This window comes from Paenibacillus sedimenti (assembly GCF_014534655.1).
Lineage (GTDB): Bacteria > Bacillota > Bacilli > Paenibacillales > NBRC-103111 > Paenibacillus_E > Paenibacillus_E sedimenti.
Window position 1 is genome coordinate 1 of record NZ_JACVVD010000012.1, and the last position, 21,952, is coordinate 21,952.

General features: G+C 46.8%; 22 protein-coding genes, 7 tRNA genes and 1 rRNA gene. 28 read left to right on the forward strand and 2 right to left on the reverse strand.

Features of this window, described 5'->3' with window-relative positions:
- The 23 genes from rrf to ICC18_RS26220 all read left to right on the forward strand — a co-directional run.
- Window positions 1–109 (forward strand): 5S ribosomal RNA (rrf, locus tag ICC18_RS26115); the annotation flags it as partial.
- A gap of 5 nt (window positions 110–114) precedes the next feature.
- Window positions 115–190, forward strand: a tRNA-Asn gene (locus ICC18_RS26120).
- A 9-nt stretch (window positions 191–199) separates the two neighbouring features.
- Window positions 200–274 (forward strand) — tRNA-Glu (locus ICC18_RS26125).
- A gap of 17 nt (window positions 275–291) precedes the next feature.
- Window positions 292–367, forward strand: a tRNA-Val gene (locus tag ICC18_RS26130).
- 25 nt (window positions 368–392) lie between these two features.
- Window positions 393–469 (forward strand) — tRNA-Met (locus ICC18_RS26135).
- Window positions 470–501: 32 nt separating this feature from the next.
- Window positions 502–578: transfer RNA gene (locus tag ICC18_RS26140), tRNA-Asp, on the forward strand.
- 40 nt (window positions 579–618) lie between these two features.
- Window positions 619–691 (forward strand) — tRNA-Lys (locus ICC18_RS26145).
- 11 nt (window positions 692–702) lie between these two features.
- Window positions 703–787: transfer RNA gene (locus ICC18_RS26150), tRNA-Leu, on the forward strand.
- 165 nt (window positions 788–952) lie between these two features.
- Entirely contained in the window at window positions 953–2,005 is a 1,053-nt protein-coding gene (locus ICC18_RS26155; RefSeq protein WP_188177392.1) for a LacI family DNA-binding transcriptional regulator, read from the forward strand.
- 306 nt (window positions 2,006–2,311) lie between these two features.
- Window positions 2,312–3,229, forward strand: a complete 918-nt coding sequence (locus tag ICC18_RS26160) for a carbohydrate ABC transporter permease (RefSeq protein WP_188177541.1) — start codon at window positions 2,312–2,314, stop codon at window positions 3,227–3,229.
- Entirely contained in the window at window positions 3,226–4,059 is an 834-nt protein-coding gene (locus ICC18_RS26165; RefSeq protein WP_223192884.1) for a carbohydrate ABC transporter permease, read from the forward strand. Before ICC18_RS26160 ends, ICC18_RS26165 begins: the two co-directional genes overlap by 4 nt.
- Window positions 4,060–4,118: 59 nt before the next feature.
- Window positions 4,119–5,462, forward strand: a complete 1,344-nt coding sequence (locus ICC18_RS26170) for an ABC transporter substrate-binding protein (RefSeq protein WP_188177393.1) — start codon at window positions 4,119–4,121, stop codon at window positions 5,460–5,462.
- A gap of 24 nt (window positions 5,463–5,486) precedes the next feature.
- Entirely contained in the window at window positions 5,487–5,750 is a 264-nt protein-coding gene (locus ICC18_RS26175; RefSeq protein ID WP_312029615.1) for a mannonate dehydratase, read from the forward strand.
- Window positions 5,751–5,866: 116 nt separating this feature from the next.
- Window positions 5,867–7,144, forward strand: coding sequence for a mandelate racemase/muconate lactonizing enzyme family protein (locus ICC18_RS26180; protein WP_223192885.1), 1,278 nt, complete (start codon window positions 5,867–5,869; stop codon window positions 7,142–7,144).
- A 29-nt stretch (window positions 7,145–7,173) separates the two neighbouring features.
- The gene (locus ICC18_RS26185; RefSeq protein WP_188177394.1) at window positions 7,174–8,079 is read left to right on the forward strand and encodes an RraA family protein; all 906 of its coding nucleotides are present in this window, start codon (window positions 7,174–7,176) and stop codon (window positions 8,077–8,079) included.
- Window positions 8,080–8,130: 51 nt separating this feature from the next.
- Window positions 8,131–10,707, forward strand: a complete 2,577-nt coding sequence (locus tag ICC18_RS26190) for a beta-mannosidase (RefSeq protein WP_188177395.1) — start codon at window positions 8,131–8,133, stop codon at window positions 10,705–10,707.
- Between the two features lie 114 nt (window positions 10,708–10,821).
- Window positions 10,822–11,073: a DUF1450 domain-containing protein gene (locus ICC18_RS26195; protein WP_188177396.1), complete on the forward strand. Its 252-nt coding sequence runs from the start codon at window positions 10,822–10,824 to the stop codon at window positions 11,071–11,073.
- A gap of 113 nt (window positions 11,074–11,186) precedes the next feature.
- Window positions 11,187–11,696 carry a ferritin gene (locus tag ICC18_RS26200; RefSeq protein ID WP_188177397.1) on the forward strand — a complete coding sequence of 170 codons (510 nt, stop codon included), beginning with the start codon at window positions 11,187–11,189 and terminating at the stop codon, window positions 11,694–11,696.
- Between the two features lie 205 nt (window positions 11,697–11,901).
- Window positions 11,902–12,366: an InlB B-repeat-containing protein gene (locus tag ICC18_RS26205; RefSeq protein ID WP_376745669.1), complete on the forward strand. Its 465-nt coding sequence runs from the start codon at window positions 11,902–11,904 to the stop codon at window positions 12,364–12,366.
- Window positions 12,367–12,369: 3 nt separating this feature from the next.
- Complete coding sequence (locus ICC18_RS34860) at window positions 12,370–12,474, forward strand: S-layer homology domain-containing protein (protein WP_188177399.1); 105 nt, start codon at window positions 12,370–12,372, stop codon at window positions 12,472–12,474.
- Complete coding sequence (locus ICC18_RS34865) at window positions 12,471–12,584, forward strand: S-layer homology domain-containing protein (RefSeq protein WP_188177544.1); 114 nt, start codon at window positions 12,471–12,473, stop codon at window positions 12,582–12,584. The genes ICC18_RS34860 and ICC18_RS34865 overlap by 4 nt, the downstream gene beginning before the upstream one ends.
- Window positions 12,532–12,885: a histidine kinase gene (locus tag ICC18_RS34005; protein WP_376745670.1), complete on the forward strand. Its 354-nt coding sequence runs from the start codon at window positions 12,532–12,534 to the stop codon at window positions 12,883–12,885. Before ICC18_RS34865 ends, ICC18_RS34005 begins: the two co-directional genes overlap by 53 nt.
- A 12-nt stretch (window positions 12,886–12,897) precedes the next feature.
- Window positions 12,898–13,092 carry a sensor histidine kinase gene (locus ICC18_RS26220; RefSeq protein ID WP_188177400.1) on the forward strand — a complete coding sequence of 65 codons (195 nt, stop codon included), beginning with the start codon at window positions 12,898–12,900 and terminating at the stop codon, window positions 13,090–13,092.
- Between the two features lie 151 nt (window positions 13,093–13,243).
- On the opposite strand, the gene ICC18_RS26225 is transcribed toward ICC18_RS26220, so the two are convergent.
- A complete protein-coding gene (locus ICC18_RS26225) occupies window positions 13,244–16,351 on the reverse strand; it encodes a hybrid sensor histidine kinase/response regulator (RefSeq protein ID WP_188177401.1) in 3,108 nt (1,035 codons plus the stop codon).
- Between the two features lie 9 nt (window positions 16,352–16,360).
- A complete protein-coding gene (locus ICC18_RS26230; RefSeq protein WP_188177402.1) occupies window positions 16,361–17,557 on the reverse strand; it encodes a response regulator in 1,197 nt (398 codons plus the stop codon).
- 437 nt (window positions 17,558–17,994) lie between these two features.
- Between ICC18_RS26230 and ICC18_RS26235 the strand changes: the two genes are divergently transcribed.
- The 5 genes from ICC18_RS26235 to ICC18_RS26255 are packed head-to-tail and all read left to right on the forward strand — an operon-like array spanning window position 17,995 to window position 21,943.
- On the forward strand, window positions 17,995–18,207 hold the full coding sequence (locus tag ICC18_RS26235) for an EAL domain-containing protein (protein WP_188177403.1): 213 nt from the start codon (window positions 17,995–17,997) through the stop codon (window positions 18,205–18,207).
- 49 nt (window positions 18,208–18,256) lie between these two features.
- Window positions 18,257–19,324: an HD-GYP domain-containing protein gene (locus tag ICC18_RS26240; RefSeq protein ID WP_188177404.1), complete on the forward strand. Its 1,068-nt coding sequence runs from the start codon at window positions 18,257–18,259 to the stop codon at window positions 19,322–19,324.
- Complete coding sequence (locus ICC18_RS26245; protein ID WP_188177405.1) at window positions 19,321–19,875, forward strand: heme NO-binding domain-containing protein; 555 nt, start codon at window positions 19,321–19,323, stop codon at window positions 19,873–19,875. The genes ICC18_RS26240 and ICC18_RS26245 overlap by 4 nt, the downstream gene beginning before the upstream one ends.
- A complete protein-coding gene (locus ICC18_RS26250; protein WP_188177406.1) occupies window positions 19,872–21,554 on the forward strand; it encodes a response regulator in 1,683 nt (560 codons plus the stop codon). The genes ICC18_RS26245 and ICC18_RS26250 overlap by 4 nt, the downstream gene beginning before the upstream one ends.
- Before the next feature lie 26 nt (window positions 21,555–21,580).
- Window positions 21,581–21,943 carry a response regulator gene (locus ICC18_RS26255; protein ID WP_188177407.1) on the forward strand — a complete coding sequence of 121 codons (363 nt, stop codon included), beginning with the start codon at window positions 21,581–21,583 and terminating at the stop codon, window positions 21,941–21,943.
- The last annotated feature ends 9 nt before the right edge of the window (window positions 21,944–21,952 follow it).

The following is a 21,952-nucleotide window of genomic DNA, read 5'->3' on the forward strand; positions in this document are numbered from 1 at the left end:
TGATGGCGGAGGGGACCCACGCGTTCCCATCTCGAACACGACCGTTAAGCCCTCCAGCGTCGATGGTACTTGAACCGAAGGGTTCTGGGAGAGTAGAACGTTGCCAAGCGATGTTCCCTGATAGCTCAGTTGGTAGAGCACTCGACTGTTAATCGAGTTGTCACAGGTTCGAGTCCTGTTCGGGGAGCCAATTTTTTGCGGCCCGTTGGTCAAGGGGTTAAGACACCTCCCTTTCACGGAGGTAACAGGGGTTCGAATCCCCTACGGGTCACCACTAATATTTTCTATAATGGAGGCTTAGCTCAGCTGGGAGAGCATCTGCCTTACAAGCAGAGGGTCGGCGGTTCGATCCCGTCAGCCTCCACCATGATTAACAATTGATTCTTTAATGACGCGGGGTGGAGCAGCCCGGTAGCTCGTCGGGCTCATAACCCGAAGGCCGCAGGTTCAAATCCTGCCCCCGCAACCAACCTCCTAAAGAGGTAGATGTAATTCTAGTGTGGAGCCGTGGTGTAGAGGCCTAACATGCCTGCCTGTCACGCAGGAGACCGCGGGTTCGAATCCCGTCGGCTCCGCCATTCTTACTTTTTGGGGACAATATTAACATTTTTTTAATACGAGCCATTAGCTCAGTTGGTAGAGCACCTGACTTTTAATCAGGGTGTCGTAGGTTCGAGTCCTACATGGCTCACTTTGCAGTATGCGGTCGTGGCGGAATTGGCAGACGCGCACGGTTCAGGTCCGTGTGGGCTAACCCCCCGTGGAGGTTCGAGTCCTCTCGACCGCATCACGATTAGGTGAAAGAAGAGTAAATGCTTATAAGCGTTTACTCTTCTTTTATTTTAGGGAATTGTTTTTGTATACTTATCTATGCTATTTTGTTATTATATTAAGAGGAATATTTGGTTTACAAAATCAACATTGTATCGGACATCGATTTGGAGTGGTTGCCTTGACAAAAAAAAATAAAGTTACCATGCAGGAAATTGCAGATCGAGTTGGTGTATCGAAATACGCTGTGTCGAAAGCGTTATCAGGAAAACCTGGAATTAGTGTGGTAACTAGAGAAAAGATATTTGAACTTGCCTCCCAATTAGGATACTTGAATCAGAAGGTGATTAAGAAGATTCAGAACCAAACAACTTCTGAGCAAAGCGATAAAATTGTTTGTGTGCTTATACCGAATATCCGCAGTCAAAATAAAGAATCCGGATATTGGGGGAAAATATTGGACGGAATTTCCAAGGCACTCGAATCCGAAGGGATGGGTTCGATCATTGTTTCTGACGATTCACCCAAAAATTTTAATTTGGTTATGAAACCGGAAGGTCTGCTGGGTGTAATCGGTGTCGGTCTTATAGCAACACCGATGTTGATGGAATTAAGGAGCAAGGCGATTCCTTTTATCATGGTCGATCACGAAGATGAAATGATCGAATCGGATAGCATTTTCATGAACAATATTGATATTATGCGCAAGATGACTAATTTTTTAATCGGGAAAGGTCATAAGCGAATTCAGTTCATTGGAGATCTTCGATACTCGAGAAGTTTTTTTGACCGTTGGACAGGCTTTCGCTCTATTATGGATGGGCATGATTTGCCTTATTTGCGAAACCATGCGCTTCAAAATGTGAAACCTTCTTTGAGAGAAGAGAATACGAACTTACTATTGTCTGGATTGCAATCTATACCTGCTGGCGAATTTCCAACCGCTATCGTGTGTGCGAATGATCAAATTGCGGTACTTGCGCATAAAGCGCTAGCCGAAATGAATCTCCGTGTGCCGGAGGACTGCTCGCTAACAGGCTTTGATAATAATATTGATATTATTAAAGATTTTCCTATGTTAACAACAATCAACGCTGAGAAAGAAGCGCTCGGAATTAAGGCTGTAGATTTACTGCTATGGAGATTGAAAAACAGACAGATGCCTTTTGAAAAAATACTGCTGCAAAGCGATTTAATCGTTAGGGAAAGTATCAGTTCTGTAGCAGAAAGTTGACGATTGAAAATAATGCGAAATAACTTTATAGAGCTCACGGATCCAGTTTACAAGTAAACGGATCGGTGAGCTATTTTTTTACTTATTGGCGGCATTTGAGGGAAAATATCGAAAGGTTGATGAAAAAGCAGTATTTTGTTATTGAAATTTACGCTTAAAATAAACATATTTTCATAATTGTAAACATAATAAACGATTAAAGTTAGGTTGACAGAATTCATGATCCAGATTACAATCAAGGTGTATTCATTAACGATGGTAAGGGTATCCTGCGAAATTTATTTTAAGGTGAAAGAGGTAACCAGCATGGATATTAGAAAGCGCAGATTCCGAAATAAAGATGAGCATAACGCTGCAGGGTACTTATTTATTTCCCCGTGGTTGATAGGGTTTTTGTTGCTGACGCTTTGGCCGATTATCCAGTCTTTCTATTTATCTTTTACGGATTATTCATTACTCGACGAACCATCATGGATCGGAACTGAAAATTATAAGGAGATCTTCACAAAAGACCGTTTATTTTTGAAATCGCTTTCGGTAACATTTACGTTTGTTCTTATCGCAGTTCCTGTGAAACTGTTCTTCTCTCTAATGGTTGCAATGCTGCTAAACAAAAGTATCCGCGGTATGAACGTGTACAGAACAGCGATATATTTTCCTTCATTGATTGGGGGAAGCATAGCAGTTTCTGCTCTCTGGAGAAATATGTTCGGTCTGGAGGGATATATCAATCATATTTTGGGGTGGTTTCATATTACAGGAATCGGGTGGATATCCAACCCTGATACGGCTCTAGGTACGCTCATTCTGCTCAATGCCTGGCAGTTCGGTTCTACGATGGTTATTTTCTTGGCAGGATTAAAACAAATTCCTAAAGACCTGTATGAATCCGCTTCCGTCGACGGGGCAGGCACGGTTCGCAAATTTTTTACGATCACGCTACCGATGTTGTCACCTGTAATGTTTTTCAATCTGGTGCTTGGCATCATCGGGTCATTTCAAATGTTTACTTCAGCATTCATCATTACTGCAGGCGGCCCTGCAAACGCGACTTTCATGTATGTCATGTTTCTATATGAAAAGGCATTCAAACAGTTCGAGATGGGTTATGCTTCGGCATTGGCATGGATCTTGTTAGTGATCATTGCGATTTTTACAGCGATTAATTTTGCGGTATCCAAGTACTGGGTATATTACGAAGCCGACGGGAGGGGATCCAGATGATCATGCGGCGATTTCCTTCAATAAAATCACATCTCATCCTGCTGCCTTTTTCCCTCATTATGCTCTATCCGGTTTTCTGGTGGATCGGCGCTTCACTGAAAAATACGGCGGAATTAGGCTTGCCGACGATATGGCCGCAGGTGGTCAGGTGGGAGAATTATACTAAAGGCTGGGTGTTCTCATCCGAGTACACGTTTACTACCTTTTTTGCCAATACCCTTCTCATGGAGTTCTGGAATGTGCTGGGCGGCGTAGTGACAGCTGCGCTGGTAGGGTATGGCTTCGGGAGGTTGCAGTTTAAACTCCGAGGGTTCTGGTTCTCCATTCTGCTGCTCACAATGATGCTGCCGCATCAGGTTACAGTTGTGCCACAGTACATTATGTACAACAAATTGGGACTAGTGAACAGTTACATACCGTTAATATTACCTCACTTTTTCGGCGGAGGCGCGTTCTTCATCTTCCTGGTCGTCCAGTTTATTCGGGGTATTCCGAAGGATCTGGATGAGGCTGCTCAAATGGACGGTGCTTCCGTATATAAAATATTTTTTATGGTCATTGCTCCGCTAATTAAACCGGCGCTTGTCACTGTAGGGATCTTCACGTTTCTTTGGAGCTGGGACGATTTCTTCTCTCAACTGCTTTATTTGAGCTCTATCGAAAAATTTACTGTCGGCTTGGCGCTAAGGATGTTTATCGATCAATTTGAAATTCAGTGGGGGCAGCTGCTGGCGATGTCGCTTCTCTCGGTAGTTCCTTCGGCCATTGTCTTCTTTGTGGCTCAAAAGCATTTCGTAGAGGGAATCGCAACTACAGGCATCAAAGGATAGTGCAGGCAAAACCTGATCATGGCAACACATCCATTCAAATAAAAAGGGAGTGTTTACGAATGAAGCAACGTCCATCTTGGTTCAAAAGTTTATCCGTTACGATGATCGCGGCAGCTGTAGGTCTCACGGGTTGCAGCAGCGGGAAGCAAGCAGAGCAAGCTGTTGTTACGCCTCAGGCGTCAAGCAGTGCGGCAACAACTGCACCGGCTTCAGGCAAGGCGGCCAAGCTTAAGATTATGTGGTGGGGCACGCAGGCAAGACATGACGCAACTCTGAAAGCGCTTGAATTATATACCCAGCAGGTGCCGAATGTGACGTTTACCCCGGAATATACAGCATGGGACGGCTTTTGGGAGAAGCTTCCGACATTGGCGGCATCCAATAGCATTCCGGATGTGCTCCAGATGGATGCGGCATATATACAGAGCTATGTCAAGCGGGGACAACTTGCCGATTTGTCGGATATGGATTTGAACGGTATTGTCGATCCGAAAATTTTGGAGAATGTCAAAATCAATGGCAAGCTTTACGGGGTTCCCCTCAGTTTGAACGGTCAAGGGATGGTCTACAACAAACCCGAGCTTGAAGCTGCAGGCATAAAGCTGCCCTTTAATAACTGGACTTATGATGATTTTTTTGCTTTTGCAAAGGAAGCGCGCGCAAAGCTGCCTAAAGACAAATATCCGATTGACGATTTAACGAATATTTGGGATTGGTATCAATACTATCAAACAGCTCAAGGAAAAGGTCCTATTTTCCAAGACGGCACGAAGTTCAACCTGGATAAGGATACATGGTTCCAATTCCAAAATATTTATGCCCAATTCCGCAAAGACGGCGTTGTGCCTTCGGCGGAAATGCAGTTGTCATTTAAAGAAAATGATCCGAAGCTCGACTCGCTGGCAGCCGGTAAAGTGATGATGAGAGGAGCATCTGTAGGATCAGTAGGTGCTGTTGAATCGCTTCTTCCGGGGAAATTAGTGGTAAACAGCAATCCAATCGGTCCAAAAGGGGGAGGCTGGGCGCAGTCAACGATTTTCTTGAGCGTAGGCGCAAATTCTTCTAATAAAGACCAAGCCAAACAATTCATCAAATGGTTCGTTTCCAATCAAGAGGCCGGTAAAGTACTCGGCACAACAAGAGGAATTCCGATCAATGAGACGATTTTTAAAAGCATTGAACCCACATTATCCAAGGGTGATCTTTTCGGAAAACAGATGTTGAACGCAGCCAAAGAAAAGGCGTTGCCGTTCTATCCTGCTCCTCCAGGCAGCGAAGATTTCGTAAAAACGTACAAAACGGAAATGGAAGCAGTCATGTTCGGCAAACAGACGCTGGAGCAAGCTTATACAACGATTACTGAAAAAGGCAAAGATGCGGAAGCCAAGTTGAACAAAAAATAATTTGCGAGGGCAGGTTGAGATGCGATAGCTGAATTTTTTTCATCAGAACCGGATCGGCTTCGTTTCGAAGAAACATTCCATGATGACGGCAAGACGAATATGTTCGAAGCGATGAAGCTTTACTATAAATATGGCTACCAAGGTCCTGCAAGGCCGGATCATGTTCCTACTATGGCAGGCGAGGATAACACGAATCCTGGATATGAGCTTTTGGGCCGGCTGTTTGGGGTCGGTTACATAAAGGGATTGATGGAGGCGGCTGCCGCCGTCAATGAAGGAAGGGACTGAGTACCATTCTTAAATCCGATGCCTATGAAAGCACGTTAGCCCATGTTAACGGGCATTCGGCTCCGTCTGAACTGAAAATTGTTGATATCCGTTTCGCTGATATTGTCGGCGCCCCTATGCACTGCAGCTTAATCAAGGTCTATACGAACCAAGGATTAATCGGGTATGGAGAAGTCCGCGACGGTGCTGACAAAGTATACGCCCAGATGCTGAAAAGCCGGTTACTTGGCGAAAATCCATGCAATATCGATAAATTGTTCCGCCGCATCAAGCAGTTCGGAGGGCACGCGCGCCAAGGCGGGGGAGTCAGCGGACTGGAAATTGCCCTATGGGATTTGGCTGGCAAGGCCTATCAAATTCCGGTCTATCAGATGCTGGGCGGCAAGTTCCGCGATAAGATCCGCATGTACTGCGATACGGAAGTGGACGGTAAAGATACTGGCCATGCCATGGGGCTTGCACTGAAAGAAAGAATGAATAAAGGATATACGTTTCTGAAAATGGACCTGGGCATCAATCAGATTATCCAAGAGCCGGGTACATTGAGCGCTCCTCTCGGGTTTCTGGAAGAGATGCAGAACTTGTCACGTTCCTGGTGGAAACGTAAACCTGGGAGCCTTACGCCCTCAGAAGAAAGAGCGCTTCGCAATAAGGTGTATGATATGCACAATATTGCCCATCCTTTTACAGGCATCCATGTTACGGAAAAAGGTCTCGATATGCTGGAACAATACGTAGCGGAAGTTCGTGCTGTAATCGGTTATGAAGTTCCGCTGGCCATCGACCATTTTGGACATATCGGCGTTGAAGATTGCATCAAGCTCGGACGGCGTATCGATAAGTTTAATCTGGCTTGGATGGAGGACATGATTCCATGGACGTATACCGAACAATACGCCAAGTTGGCCAAAAGCGTAACAACACCGATCTGTACGGGAGAAGATATTTATTTGAAGGAAAACTTCAAGCCGCTTCTTGAAGCAGGCGGCGTATCCGTTATTCATCCGGATGTACTGACGGCGGGAGGCATTCTCGAGACCAAAAAAATCGGCGACATGGCCCAAGAATATGGCGTCTCCATGGCGATTCATATGGCGGAGAGCCCGATTGCCTGCCTAGCCGCGGCGCATGTCGCTGCCGCAACGGAAAACTTCTTGGCTCTGGAATTCCATTCAGAGGATGTAGCTTGGTGGGATGATATCATCATCAGCCGCTATGTGACGAAGCCGCTCGTTCAGAACGGATTTATTGCCGTGCCTGATGCTCCCGGTCTTGGTATTGAAGAGCTCAACGACGAAATAATCGCACAGCATTTGCATCCTGAAGATCAAGGGCTATGGGTTTCAACGGATGAATGGAACAATCGTTGGTCGAATGACCGCTTGTGGAGCTGACGAATCGAGAAGCAGGGAGGAATGGACGCGTGAAATTTGATAATGCCGAGGACATCATCCAACTTACACCTCTATGGGAGGGCGAGCGCTTCTCGAACGGGCGTCCTAAAGTTTCTGCCGATGTACTGCGCCGCATCCGCCGTATTACCTTGGAGGAAGCGTGGGGACCGCTTTGGAACCGGGGGTACAAATTTCAGTTTGAAGGGGATTTCAAGATCATTCATCCCGAACAGATCATGGTTGGGCGTGCGGTGACGGCTGTATTGCTGCCGCAGCGGCCAGACTTACACGATACACTCCTGACCTATGGGCATGAACAGGAGAACAGACAAGGTTTCTTCAATCAATGGATCATAGACAGTCTGGAAGAGGACGATGTGGCTGTCGTCGATATGTTCGATAAGGTTTATAAAGGTACATTCGTGGGCGGCAATCTATCAACGGCCATCTCCGCACGCACGAAGCGAGGCGGTGCCGTGATATGGGGCGGTATCCGCGACAATCAGCAGGTAGCAAACATTGATGGTATCAATGTGTATTACCGCGGGAGCGATCCGACGGCGATTGCCGAAGTAACGATGGTCGGCATGAATGTTCCTTGCCGGATCGGAAGAGCGGTGTGCCTGCCCGGAGACGTTGTGCTCGGAACCCCATCCGGCGTGATGTTTATTCCTCCGCACTTGGCTGAATTAACAGTCGTGCTTGCGGAGAAATCGCAGGTGCGCGACGTGTTCGGATTCATCCGGCTGAAAGAAGACAGATACACCACAGCGCAAATCGACGGCATGTGGACCACGGCACTCTGGTATGATTTTATGAATTGGTTCGACACTTCTGATGATGCCGCCGAATACCGGCATCTCACATGGGAACAAGAATTGGAAGAAGCGAGACAGGCGGAAAGCAAAGGCCCTTCTAGCGATGTACGATTATAGATAGCATGAGCGGGCTTTGACGAAGATCGCCACTTATGGTTGGAGGATAGGATGAACGAAATAGCGACTATTTTGAGAGAATGGACATTTAAGGCATGTGACGAATATAAATGGATGCCGGCTAAAGTGCCAGGATGCGTACATACAGACCTGCTGCATAACGGCGTCATTTCAAATCCGTTCTATGGGATCAACGAGAGCGGGCTACAGTGGATCGACAAGAAAGATTGGGAATACGTGTGTATGTTTGACATCCCTGAGGAATTAAAGGCATCCTCCCGTTTGGAGCTTGTCTTTGACGGCTTGGATACGTACGCGGATGTATATTTGAACGGCCGGCATATTGTGTCCGCGGACAATATGTTCCGCAGCTGGAGAATCGAAGTGAAACGATGGCTCACGGATAATGGGAACAGGCTTGCGGTTCGCTTTCGTTCGCCGGTTCATGAAGATTTGCCCAAGCTGCAAAAGCTGGGTTATGCGCTTCCGGCTACAAATGATCAATCTGATGTAGGGGGCCTCGGCGACAATAAGATCAGCGTCTTTGCCCGCAAGGCACCGTACCATTATGGATGGGACTGGGGGCCGCGATTTGTTACAAGCGGCATTTGGCGCGAGGTGAGGCTTGAAGGATGGTCGGCATGCAGGATCCGAGATTTGTTTATCAGACAGGATCAAGTGACTCCATCCTTCGCCAAGCTTACCGCTGTCCTGGAGATTGAGTCTGAAGAAGCGTGGGAAGGAACGCTGCGTATGGCTACGGAAGGACTAAGCTGGTCAAAGGATGTCAGCCTGGGAATCGGCTCGAACCTGATTGAGCTGAACCTGGAAATCGATCAGCCCCGCTTATGGTGGTGCAGGGGCTTGGGAGATCAGCATCTATATACCTTTAAAGCTGAATTATTGGCTGAGAATAAAACGGAAGCTGCGAAAACAGTAAGAACAGGACTTCGTTCCATAAAGCTGGTCACGGATGCGGATGCCGACGGAACCTCTTTTAATATCGAGCTCAATGGTGTTGCTGTATTTGCCAAAGGTGCCAATCATATTCCGAATGACAGTTTTTTGACGGAGGTTACGTATGAAACGTACAGGCATGAAATTGCAACTGCGGCAGCCTCGAATATGAATATGCTCCGGGTTTGGGGGGGAGGTATTTACGAAGAGGACGTATTCTACCAGCTTTGTGATGAGTACGGACTCCTCGTCTGGCAGGACTTTATGTTTGCTTGCAGTATGTATCCGGGCGATGAAGCTTTCTTGCAAAATATTGAGCTGGAAGCCGCGGAAAATGTCAAACGTTTACGAAACTATCCGTGCATTGCGCTGTGGTGCGGAAACAACGAGATCGATACGGCATGGTCGCATTATGACGAACAGGCCGGGTGGGGCTGGAAACAGCTTTACAGCACCGAGCAGCGGGAACGCATATGGAATGATTATGAACAGATCTTCCATCACATTTTACCTGAGGCAGTTACCCAATATGCACCCGGTGTATCGTACTGGCCTTCTTCTCCAATGTGCAGTCTGACGGGTCGAAAAGATCAGCATGCTCATAACAATTCGACTTCGGGCGATATTCACTATTGGGGCGTTTGGCATTCTGTGGAGCCGTTCGAGAAATATAATGTTCATGTCGGACGCTTTATGAGCGAATACGGCTTCCAGTCGTTTCCCGAATATAAATCGGTCAGGACTTATGCTGAAGAATCTGAAATGGCGCTCGAATCCGAGGTTATGCTGGCACATCAGAAGAACAATCGCGGCAACCAATTGATTAAGCAGTATATGGACATCTACATGAATGAACCCAAAGATTTTCCGTCTTTTCTGTATGTAAGCCAAGTTCTGCAGGCGGAAGCGATGAAGACGGCGATTGAGGCTCACAGACGCCGTAAACCGTTTTGCATGGGGTCGCTTTACTGGCAAATGAACGATTGCTGGCCTGTCGCCTCATGGTCCGGAATGGACTATTACGGAAGATGGAAAGCGCTGCAGTACTATGCTCGGCGGAGCTTCAGCGATATACTGCTCTCGGTCGATGGTACTGACGACAGCCGGATCGATGTCTACATCGTTTCCGACATTACGGTACCTTTTCGGGGAACGCTTAAGGTGATATTGCTGGATTTCTCCGGAAAAGTGCTGCAATCTTTCGTTCGGCCGATTGAGGCTGAAGGCCTTGCGGGCATCAAAGCCTTCTCGATGGATGCAGAAGAACTGCTGAAAGGATTAAATCGGTCATCCGTCGTGCTGGTTGCGGAGTTGGAAAAGGGTGGCGTCGTCACCCAAAGTTGCGAGCATTATTTCGTACCTTTCAAACAAATGCAATTGGATTATCCGACCATTCGAATCAGCGAGGTGGAGGGCAGCGCGGGAACAAGCTTTATTCTGGAGACGGATACTTTGGCGAAGCAGGTACGGTTATCCGCAGAAACTGAGGGGATATTTGACGATAATTATTTCGATTTGCTGCCGAATAAGCCAAGGACCGTTACATTTATGGCTCGAAGCATAGGGGAAATACCTTTTATTCCCGCTGCTCCTGGGGAGATGAAGGTTCATTCCATGATCGACTTCGTTACTAACTCGAATATTGGTAATCTTAAAAACTCAATGGCCTGACGGCTATTGAGTTTTTTCTTGTTGTGACGAGCCGTTCCATTTTTCCATTGACATTGATAATTATTATCATTAATATCAATATAGCAGCATCAACCTGGGTGCGGAGAGTGAACAATGAAAACGATTAAGTATTGCTGTAGAAATGAAAAATTCGGCTCCAAACAAATATATAAATCCTTGAAAGAGGAATACCCTGATATCAAGCAAAAGAAAAAAGACTGCCTAGGCAATTGCAAACATTGCAAGAAAGAATGCATTGCCATGCTAGGCAAGAAAGAGCTTTTATGCGCGGCTTCGCCTGACTTATTATATGCCCAACTGAAACAAATCATTGCCGAATCTCGTGCAGAAAGTGTGCCGGTATGAATTTTGACCTGCTAAAGCTGTTATTACCGTTTGTATTTCTAGGTGCAGTTCTGGTAATCTTGTATGTATGGGGAATGCGACAAAGATAACCGAACTGAAAGGTGTGTGCACAAATGTTGAACGATACACTAACTGCAGCTCTAAATGAGCAAATGAACTATGAATTCTACTCGGCGCACGTCTATATGGCAATTGCCGGTTATTGCGCAGCAGAAAGTTTGGATGGCTTTTCGAACTTTTTTATTGTGCAAGCGGAAGAAGAACGTTTTCATGCGATGAAGATTTTTAAATTTATTAATGACCGCGGGAAAAAGGTATCGTTTGCCGGTATGGATACGCCGGTGAATCATTATCGCTCTATTCTTGACGCATTTGAGCATGCTTTCAAGCATGAGCAGGAAGTAACAAGACGCATTTACGATCTTTCGGATTTAGCGTTAAATGACAGAGAGCATGCGACTATGCACTTCCTCAAATGGTTTATCGATGAGCAGGTGGAAGAAGAAGCAATGTTTGACAGCATTATTAATAAGCTGAAGCGTATCGATCATGATAGCAATGCGTTCTTTATGCTTGATGCTGAGTTTGCTCAGCGTACTTTTACGCCTCCTGCAGCGGAATAATTCATTAATAAGACTTTAGAAGGCAAAAGCTTATCTACACTCACAATCTGTGAGAGTAAATAAGCTTTTTTGCCACATGAATCAATTCATAATGATTCTTGTTGAAAGCTACAGTTACAGAAAATGGGTATCTTATATGAAGGTTAGGAATAAGGACTATCTGTCGATCATTTATGGTTATGACTACCGTTTCCCACATAAGTACATGAGGCTGATTGTCGCAGGAGGAAAAGTTACTGTAGACAATAGTGTAGACAATAGCAGCGCTACATCCGGTACAAAAGTGACCATTACGGTTACACCTGATGCTGGATATTCAATGGACAAGATATCGATTACTGATGATAAGGGTAATGTAATCAACTATACAGACAATGGCAACGGTACTTACACGTATGTCCAACCGAATGGCACAGCCAAGATTAACGCTACGTTCAAAGCTTTAGACAAGGCACCGGCACCGGCTACCGATACGGGAGTGTTCAAGTTGCTCAATACGATGGAACATTTAGCATATTTAAGCGGGTATGAGGATGGAACCTTTAGGTCGGATGCCTCAGTAACCCGTGCTGAAGTAGCTCAGATGTTTTATAATCTTCTAAAAAATCAGGATGTAGATACTTCAGGAATGCACTTTGCTGATGTATCTGAAAATGCTTGGTATGCATAAGCGGTGAACACCTTAGCTAGCCTAGGTATTAATAACGGCTATGAATATGGCGCCTTCGCGCCAAATAAGGCCATCACTCGTGCACTCATTGGGCCTATTCCAGCATAGCAACCTCATCGGAATATGGATGGGTAAACGGCTATCCGGATGGCACCTTTGAACCGGATAAAAACCATCACTCGCGCAGAGGCTGCTACGATTGCAAACAGAATGCTTGATCGTCATCCTGACAAGAAAGCTATCGATGCGTCTACCGGCATCCAAGTTTTCAAAGACCACTTTCAAAATTCCGAGCGGCTTGTTCCGCTTGAACAGGAGCTTGCTCTCGTCCGTTCTTATTTGTATATCGAGAAAGAACGCTTCGACGGCACCCTGGAAATTGTTTGGGAAGTCGATGCGGGTATGAAGCTGAAGATTCCTCCGCTTTCCATTCAGCTGTTCGTGGAAAATGCAGTGCGGCACGGTATAATGCGGCGTTCGTCGGGAGGAAAGATCCTTATTCAAATCACCGAATGCTAAGACCGCGCAGTAGTGGCCATTACCGATAACGGCGTGGGAATGGATGAAGAAACGGTACACCGACTATTGCGCACACGTTCGGATAGCAGACAGGGAGTCGGCTTGTTCAATGTCGATCGGCGGCTGAAACAAATGTATGGGAATGGTTTGCAAATTCGGAGTTATCCGGATCAAGGTACGACCGTTTCCATTGTCGTGCCGAAGTGATTGCATACCGAATGCAGCCGAGACAGCCCATGCAACATTACGATAAATCCCAAGGGAACAAATCATCACAGACAGGGGCATCAGATTACCAAAAGGAAATCAATAATAAACCATTGAAACCGAGTGAAAATCTCAAAAGCCCCCCTTTTATTTAGGTGGGCTTTAAGGTCATTTCAGCCGTATTAGGTACTCTAAAGCTGACGGTAGTGCCTTCGTTCGGAGTGCTCTTGATGAGCAATCCTGTGCCATATATTTGCTTCAAGCGACGATCGGTATTGAACACGCCGATACCCTTTCTTTTGTCCGCAGCTGGGCTAAACAGCCGGCTCAAAGTATCCTCACTCATTCCAATCCCGTTATCAGTAATCGAAATTTCTGCGTACTCAGTATAATGGGTGATTTTAATCGTAATGAATCCCCCTTGAGAACGTTTTAGCAGCCCGTGACAAACTGCGTTTTCAACAAGAGGCTGAATGCAAAGGGGAGGAATCAGTAATGGCCTGGTTTCGTCTACCTCCCAAATCACCTGCAGCCGATCTTCGAAGCGTACTTTTTCGATATGAAGATAGGAACGGACGAGTTCAAGCTCATAGTGCAGCGGGACAATGTGTTCTGAATTTTTAAAATCAAAGCTGATCCGGAGATAGTCGCCAAAGGTAGTAAGAAGCCTGTGCATTTCTCTCATATCAATTTCACTAAGTGCTGCAATCGCATTTAAGGTGTTGAATAAAAAATGGGGCTTGATCTGCGCCTGAAGCCATGCAGCCTCCATACGAAGCCGTTCCGCCATAGCTTGTCTGGTATTGGTCAGCGCACGAACCCTGGCTTTCAACTCCAGAGCGTCCATAGGTTTCGTTACATAGTCGTTAGCGCCTGCACGGAATCCGGCATACATATCTTCAGGACGGCTGCGCGCGGTTAGCAGTATTATCGGCAGCTCGGCAACGGAGAAACGCTCACGAATCATGGTAGCCAATTCATAGCCTGACATTTGCGGCATCATAACATCTGTTATAATCAGATCCCACTCTTGCTTGTCCAGTTTGGACAAGGCGTCGTTACCGCTTGTTGTCACAACGACGTCATATTGATCGGCAGAAAGAATGTGATCTAGAATTTTCAAATTAACCGGGTCATCGTCTACTGCCAGAATTCTCGGGCGATTCCCGGCGGGAACAGGGTTCTTTTCGTAAGCATCCTTAGTCAGGTCGGAAGCAGCGGCAGCGGATTCCCAATAAGCGACGGAAGTATTGTTACGTACGATCGCAAGCTGTTGGTCGAACGGGCTGAACAGAGGAAGTGTCAACGTAAATACGGTGCCTTCCCCGGGAACTGATTTGACTTGCAGGCTTCCATTCAGCAATTCGGCCAGACGTTTACAAATGCTTAATCCGAGTCCAAGCCCGCCGCCAATCGAGGTTATAGAGGAATCCCCTTGCTCGTAGGGCTGAAATATCCTCTGCTGCAGTTCTTCGTTCATCCCGATACCCGTATCTTCGATATGAATATTGGCTTTTCCATCATCAATTTCGGCGGTAATGGCAACAGTGCCTTGGTTTGTATATTTGACTGCATTATGGACCAGATTGAATAAGATTTGAATGAGCCGATTCTCGTCGGCATGCACGTTCGGGAATGTATCCGGGATGTCTTGGACGAGACGAATCGGTTTATTCTCCGTCATAAATCGAAGCATGTCCAGCACGCCGGCAGCAACGGATTGAAGCTGAACGCTGCCCGTTTGAATTTTGAGCCTGTTTTCCCTAAGATTGTTTAAATCCAGAAGGTCATTGAGCATAAAAGACATATGGCGCCCTACGTTGATCAGCAGCTCCATATGTTTGGCATTCTGATTGCCCAGTTCGGGTCTTGCAGAATCTATGACGGTCTGGGCAATGTTTATCATTCCATGAAGAGGATTGCGCAGTTCATGAGAGGTCATGGCAAGGAACTCGTCTTTATTGCGGTCTGCTTGTTGAAGCACCTCAGCGAGCCGTTTCGTGTTCTCGGTCGCCCGAAAAAATTTCACTGACCAGAATAAGGCCAGGCTGAAAAAAGAAATGATAATATCAAAAGGGTAATAGGCAGCTTCGAACAAACCTTTATTGTCCAGGTAACTCCATACGGCATGGGAGAAAGTCCCGATCCCTCCAAGCAGCATGTAAAAGGCGCCCTCGTTTCTCTTCCAGGCCTCGCGGATATAAAATGTGGGAACGATACACGCTCCTACAGCGTTCAAGAGCAAGGACAGCGGTTCGATCAAGACTACATAAGAAGATGGAGACAGCACGCTCAACAAGGCGACTATGCCGCTCAACGTACAGAACCAAGGGATGAATTTCGCTTTTCCATATTGCGGAAAAAGATGCTTCAAAAAAAGCGTTACAAACATGGCAATGCCGCAATAGGCAAGATACCGAACCTTCATCGACCACTCAAAATCGAGAGGCAACCATATCAGCAATAATTTCTCATAGTTCGTCAAGATAGAGCTGGCCGCGCTGAACAAGAGTAGCGAAAAATAAAGCAGCATCCTGTCCTTGTTGCGGAAAAGATACAGAATGAAAGAGCAGAACCCGTACAGAAACAAAACGATAACGGCTATCAGGTTCGTCGTGATATAAAATAGCGATTCGCGCTCAATCGCGTCGGCCGTACCGAACTTCAATGAGCCGACGATACCTCCGCCACGCGAGTATTCGTAATTGGATACATGCATAATGAGCTCTATCTGGTTTCCTTTCTCCTTGAAGTAGACGGAATAAGGAGTGTTGCGGGCTTGGTGCAGTTCTCTTGATGCTGCCGATTGCCCATTGCTTGCCAATAAGTGGCCGTTTACATAGATCTCGGAAGCGCTGATCACATTCTTCACCCGGATGCCGTACATGGTTTCCGGGTCTTCGGAGGTCTTCACGACCAAACGATACGTTCCGTATCCGTATGCGGCGCCTCCTTTGGCGGCGTCCCATTTTCCTGGAACCTTGAGATAGATTCTGTCTACTGACGCTGTGAGATTAGCGAAGTCGGCGGGTGTCAACCACTGTTCAGGATAAAATTCCCACTCGCCTTCCAGCGTGATAGGGCGGCTGGCGCCGGCGCTCCAGTCTCGAAGATCCAGGACGCCACGCATGGCAAGAGGATGCTCGGGGACGGTATGAAAAGTGAGCCAGAGCATTCGAAAACCCGTTAGTATGATGCAGATCAGTATAATCATTAGAATCATTTTCGTATGTGTTATTTTACTCGTTGGGTTCATCATGCCTTCTTTTTATCCTTTCGACACTAGTACAAAGACATTGCTGTTACGGAGAAGATTCCACTCATGATACCAGGCAGATATCTTATCATTAGGATGTACGGCTAATTCCTTGTATAGCAAGTTTTTGTAAACGTGAAACTGCGTCTCCACGGAAGCACGATCATTCAGTTTATCGTAGAGTTTCATTAAAGCCAGACATATATCGGTCGATAAGGGGTCCAACTGTTGAGCTTTATGGTAGATTCGCAGCGATTCGGCAAACATCCCCTGACCGATATAAAATTGCCCCAGCAACTGAACATGATGTATCCAAATCGCCTTGATTCTCTGACGTTCGATTTCAGCCCAGGCATAGTTGTCCTCACCCAAAAAATGACCTCTGTATTCGTCTATCAATTGACTGTATCTGGAAACATTCTGCAAGGATATAGGTTTCAATAATCCAATCTTGCGCTCCCATTCATAGATGTCGATCGGCACCTGCGGCATATCCATGACATAGCCATATTCGGTGTATTGTATGCTTATGAATGATTCGGACTTCAGCGTATCCGAATTCAGGGTCTCATATTTTGCCAATTGCCGGCGAATTCGATATATACTCGTTTGCAAGCTGGATAAACCGTTCCGTTCGCTTTGATCCGGCCATAGCAGCTCGAGCAGTGCCGCTTTGCTCACGACTTGTCCGCGTTGATGAAAGAGGTAGGCAAACAGTTCCTTTATTTTGATGGTGCGCCATGCCAGCTTCTCTGGCTGGTGGTTCCGGACTTGAATTTGCATAGTTCCCATACAATGGAAAATCAGGGGTGCATCAGGTGTCGGATTGGCTTTATGAAGGAGCTCGCAGTGTTTCTGCAGACGCTGGATGGTCTTCGCCAATCGTTCATGTTGAACTGGTTTCATGATGTAATCAAATGCATTCAGCTCGAAGGCTTCGTAAGCGTGATTATCATAGGCCGTGATGAATACGACAGCGGTTGACGGTGCGACTTCATGGATCCGTAAGATGGCCTGCAGCCCGTTCAGCTCGGGCATATTGATATCAAGGAAAACGACATCCGGTTGTTGCAGGCTGATTTGTTCCAGCGCTTGCGGTGAATGCGTATAGGATCCAATCAGATCAATGTCGTCATAGCTGGCGAGCATTTTCTCTAGTTTTCTCAATGCCAGCCATTCATCGTCCACCAGGATTGCTTTCATGTTCATGCTATATCCCCCCAATAGGTTATATCGGATAGAACATGGGTTAAAGTTAGTTATCATCGTCTAAAACGCCGTAAATGAGTATCACCATCATTTCGTAGATTCGACAAAATTTGATATAATCCTGTCTAGAGGAGTTTTTAAGCCAGACGGTTCGTATGTTTGTGTATAGCGAATTCCGGTCTTGATTTATTGTGATGCTGACATCGGGTTAACTGTTTGGTCAGAGTTTGGTGAGTGGTTTCATGTAGAATAATGATAGATTATGTCATTTTATGTATATGGAAACTTGTTCTTATACGTCCGGAATGTGCACTAATAAGTAATGAGCAACTTTAATAAAGCGTTGACTCGGACAGAAGCATCGCAATACTTGACCGTTTGTTGAAAATACGTACAGCGAAATAGAAGGTTGCCGTAGGTAACGCGATTACCGCAATATGCGGCGGCTAACATCGCGGTCGTGTTTATTAAAGCCGTTATTTTTTGTGGAGGTTAGTTCCTTATTCATTGGATATTACTCGGATAACGCAGTCATCGTGACTGCCATTATCAAGCTGGCTCATAATCTGGGATTGAATGTAATTTGTGAAGGCGTGGAGAAGAAGGAACAACTCGATTTCATGAGAGATAAAGAGTGTGATCAAATCTGATAGCTTCTAAGACGAAATAGAGGCAAGAACTAAAGATTGAGGTATGACAATGAATGAACAATGGTTAAAAAACGCGAAGATTCTGATCGTGGACGATCAAGAGTATAACATTGACTTACTGGAGCGGATTTTGCGGCGCGCAGGGTTTGCCAATTTACATAGCACGACAGATTCACTGAAGCTAGAGCCGCTTTTTTATGAGATTGCTCCGGATATCGTTTTGCTTGATCTGCACATGCCGGGAATCGATGGTTTTGAGGCGCTGGAGCGTATAAGAAAATGGAACGATACGGACAGTTATTTGCCAGTGCTGGTGCTTACAGCGGATGTAACGAAGGAAGCGAAGCAGCGGGCGCTGCAAGGAGGGGCCAACGACTTCTTGACCAAGCCTTTGGATAAATCGGAAGTTATCCTGCGTGTCGATAACTTGCTGAAAACCCGCTGCCTTCATTTGCGGCTGCAGCATCAAAATGATGATCTTGAAGAACGAGTAAAGGAACGGACGGCAGAACTCAGAAAGGCTAAATTTGAGATTTTGCACTTGCTAGCCCGCTTATCGGAATTTCGAGATGACATGACGGGGATACATACGCAGCGTGTCGGCCATTTGTCGGGTCAAATCGCGCAGGTCCTGGGGTTTCCCGACTCGGAGGCAGAACTGATCCGGCTCGCTGCGCCATTGCATGACCTAGGTAAAGTCGGGATTCCCGACGAAGTTTTGCTGAAGCCGGGTCCATTTACTCCGGAAGAGTTTGAGAGGATGAAGCTTCATACGACAATCGGCAGCAGTATTTTGGAAGGAAGCATTTTTCCTGTGCTCGCCGTTGCCGCCACAATTGCGCTTTCTCACCATGAGAAGTGGAACGGTACCGGTTATCCGCAAGGGTTGAAAGGGGAAGAGATACCGATAGCGGCGCGCATCGTGGCGCTTGCTGATTTTTTCGACGCCTTGACGCACGAGCGCCCGTATAAACGGGCCTGGTCCATAGAAGAAGCGGTTGAGGAGATCGAGCGGCAGCGCGGCGTTCATTTTGATCCGCAGGTCGTGGATGCATTTCTGCGCATTTTACAAGAGAAGGATAATTTAGAAGCAGAACAGGAGAGTGTGTTGTTATGAAAGGAATCGTATTTTCGAATTTTTTGGAAATGGTGGAAAGCAAGTTTTCAGTGGAAATCGTTGACCGGATTATCGTTGCGTCCGAAGTGCCGTCCGGCGGCAGCTATACTACGCTTGGAACGTACGATCATAATGAATTGATCCGGCTGGTTGTACAGCTTGGCGAGCAGACTGGCGTTCCGGTTGCTGATTTGGTCCGGACGTTCGGCGAGTATTTGTTTGGGCAGCTTATCGAAATCGCTCCGCAGTTTGTGGACATGAACCCTTCGGTATTTGATTTTTTGCAAAAGGTGGACAGCTATATTCACGTCGAAGTTCGCAAGCTGTATTCGGAAGCGGAGTTGCCCCGATTTGACTACAGTACGCCTTCTCCGGGAACATTGGAAATGACGTACCGCTCATCAAGACCTTTTGCCGATTTGGCGGAAGGGCTGATTCAAGGCTGTATCCGGCATTACGGAGAAAGCATCGACGTGAAGCGTGAAGACTTGTCCGAAAGCTCCGGTACGGCGGCACGGTTCATCCTGACGAAGCGGGAGCAAACGCAATGAGAGAACTGGATGCTTTTCGCCGGCAATTGGAGCGGGAGAGGGCAGCCCGCAAAGAAGCGGAAAAAATCGCCGAGCAAAAAACACGGGAAATTTATTATATGAATCAGGAGCTGCGCCAATTAAACGATCATTTGGAAGAAATGGTAAAGGAACGCACGGCTGATCTGGCGCTGGCCCGCGACGAAGCGATCGAAGCAAACCGGATCAAAAGCCAGTTTCTGGCCAATATGAGTCACGAACTGCGAACGCCGCTTAATGCAATCATCGGGTACAGCGAAATGCTGCAAGAAGAGGCCGAAGAATTGGGCGAGCAAACCTTTGCGAACGATTTGGAGAAAATCAATAAGTCGGGAAAACATTTGCTATCGCTTATTAACGACATCCTCGATCTTTCGAAAATTGAAGCCGGAAAAATGGAATTGTATTTGGAGGACTGCGATGTGCCGAGCCTGATTCAGGAAGTGCTGATGACGGCAACGCCGCTCACCTTGGAAAACGGGAACCGGATTACATTGCACTGCGACGAAGGAGAAATAAAAACAGACGTAACCAAGCTGCGGCAAATCTTGTTCAATTTGCTCAGCAACGCTAGCAAGTTTACGAAAGAGGGTATGATTGAGATCGCTGCCATTCATGAGATCAGGGGTGGTGTGCCGGGATTCGTTTTCAGTGTCAAGGATACAGGCATCGGCATGACCCCCGAACAGATCGGTAAGCTATTTCAGGCATTCACCCAGGCGGATTCGTCGACAACGCGGAAATACGGTGGCACCGGCCTAGGGCTGGCGATCAGCCAGCGGTTCTGTCAAATGATGGGGGGCGAAATTGCAGTCGAGAGCGTTTACGGTCTAGGCAGCACCTTTGCGTTTTGGCTTCCGGCGGACGCCGGGCGGCAGCTGGAAAACGATGTTTCCACGATAAGGCCGGGAGAGGTAAAGGCAGGACAAGGGACGGTACTCGTTATTGACGATGATCCGTCTATGCTGAAGATCATTCAGCGCTATGCGGGCAATGAAGGCTGGACGATGATACATGCACAGAGCGGACAGGAAGGTCTTCGGCTGGCCAGAGAGCATAGGCCGAGCGCTATCTGCCTCGACATATTGATGCCGGGTATGGACGGATGGACCGTATTGACCGCGCTTAAGAATGATCCTGAACTGGCTCACATTCCGGTTATCATCTTGTCAATGACGAACGATAAAAACTTGGGCTATGCGCTCGGAGCCTCTGAGTTTTTGACCAAACCGGTTGGGCGGGAACAATTAATCGGCATATTGGACAAGTACATTCCGGATCGACGTGCAAGCGACATTCTGGTTATTGAGGATGACGCGACGACAAGTGAAATGATGACGAAATTGCTGGTGAAAGCAGGTTACACGGCAGCCCGGGCCGGTAACGGGCGTATCGCTTTGGAGTGCCTGACGCAATCGATGCCGCAGTTAATTTTACTTGACCTGATGATGCCGGAGATGGATGGCTTCCAATTTGTTATGGAGTTGCGCAAAAACGAAGCATGGCGGGATGTCCCGGTCATCGTTGTGACGGCGAAAACAGTAACGGCGGAAGACCGCCTGAGGTTGAACGGTTATGTGAAGAAAATTATGCAAAAAGGGTTGTTCAACCAGGAAACTTTATTGCAGGAAATCCGCGGCTTAGTCGCAAGATTTCATTGAGCAGCAAAAAAGGGGAACGAAGATAGATGCACAAAATTGTTCTGGTAGAAGATAACGAGATGAACCGCGATATGTTGTCACGCCGTCTGATCCGCAAAGGGTTCGAGGTCATCATGGCCGTAGACGGCGAACAAGGTATAGCAACGGCAACCGCAGAAAAGCCGGATCTTATCCTCATGGATTTGAGCTTGCCGGTATTGGATGGCTGGGAGGCCATCCGGCGGCTCAAGGCTTCTCCCGATACGTCAATGATTCCGGTCATCGCTTTGACCGCTCATGCGATGGTAAGCGATAGGGAGAAGGCGTTTGCGGCAGGATGCGATGATTTTGATACCAAGCCGGTCGATTTGAATGGATTGTTGGAAAAAATGAGGTATTTTTTGAAGTAAGCAACAATG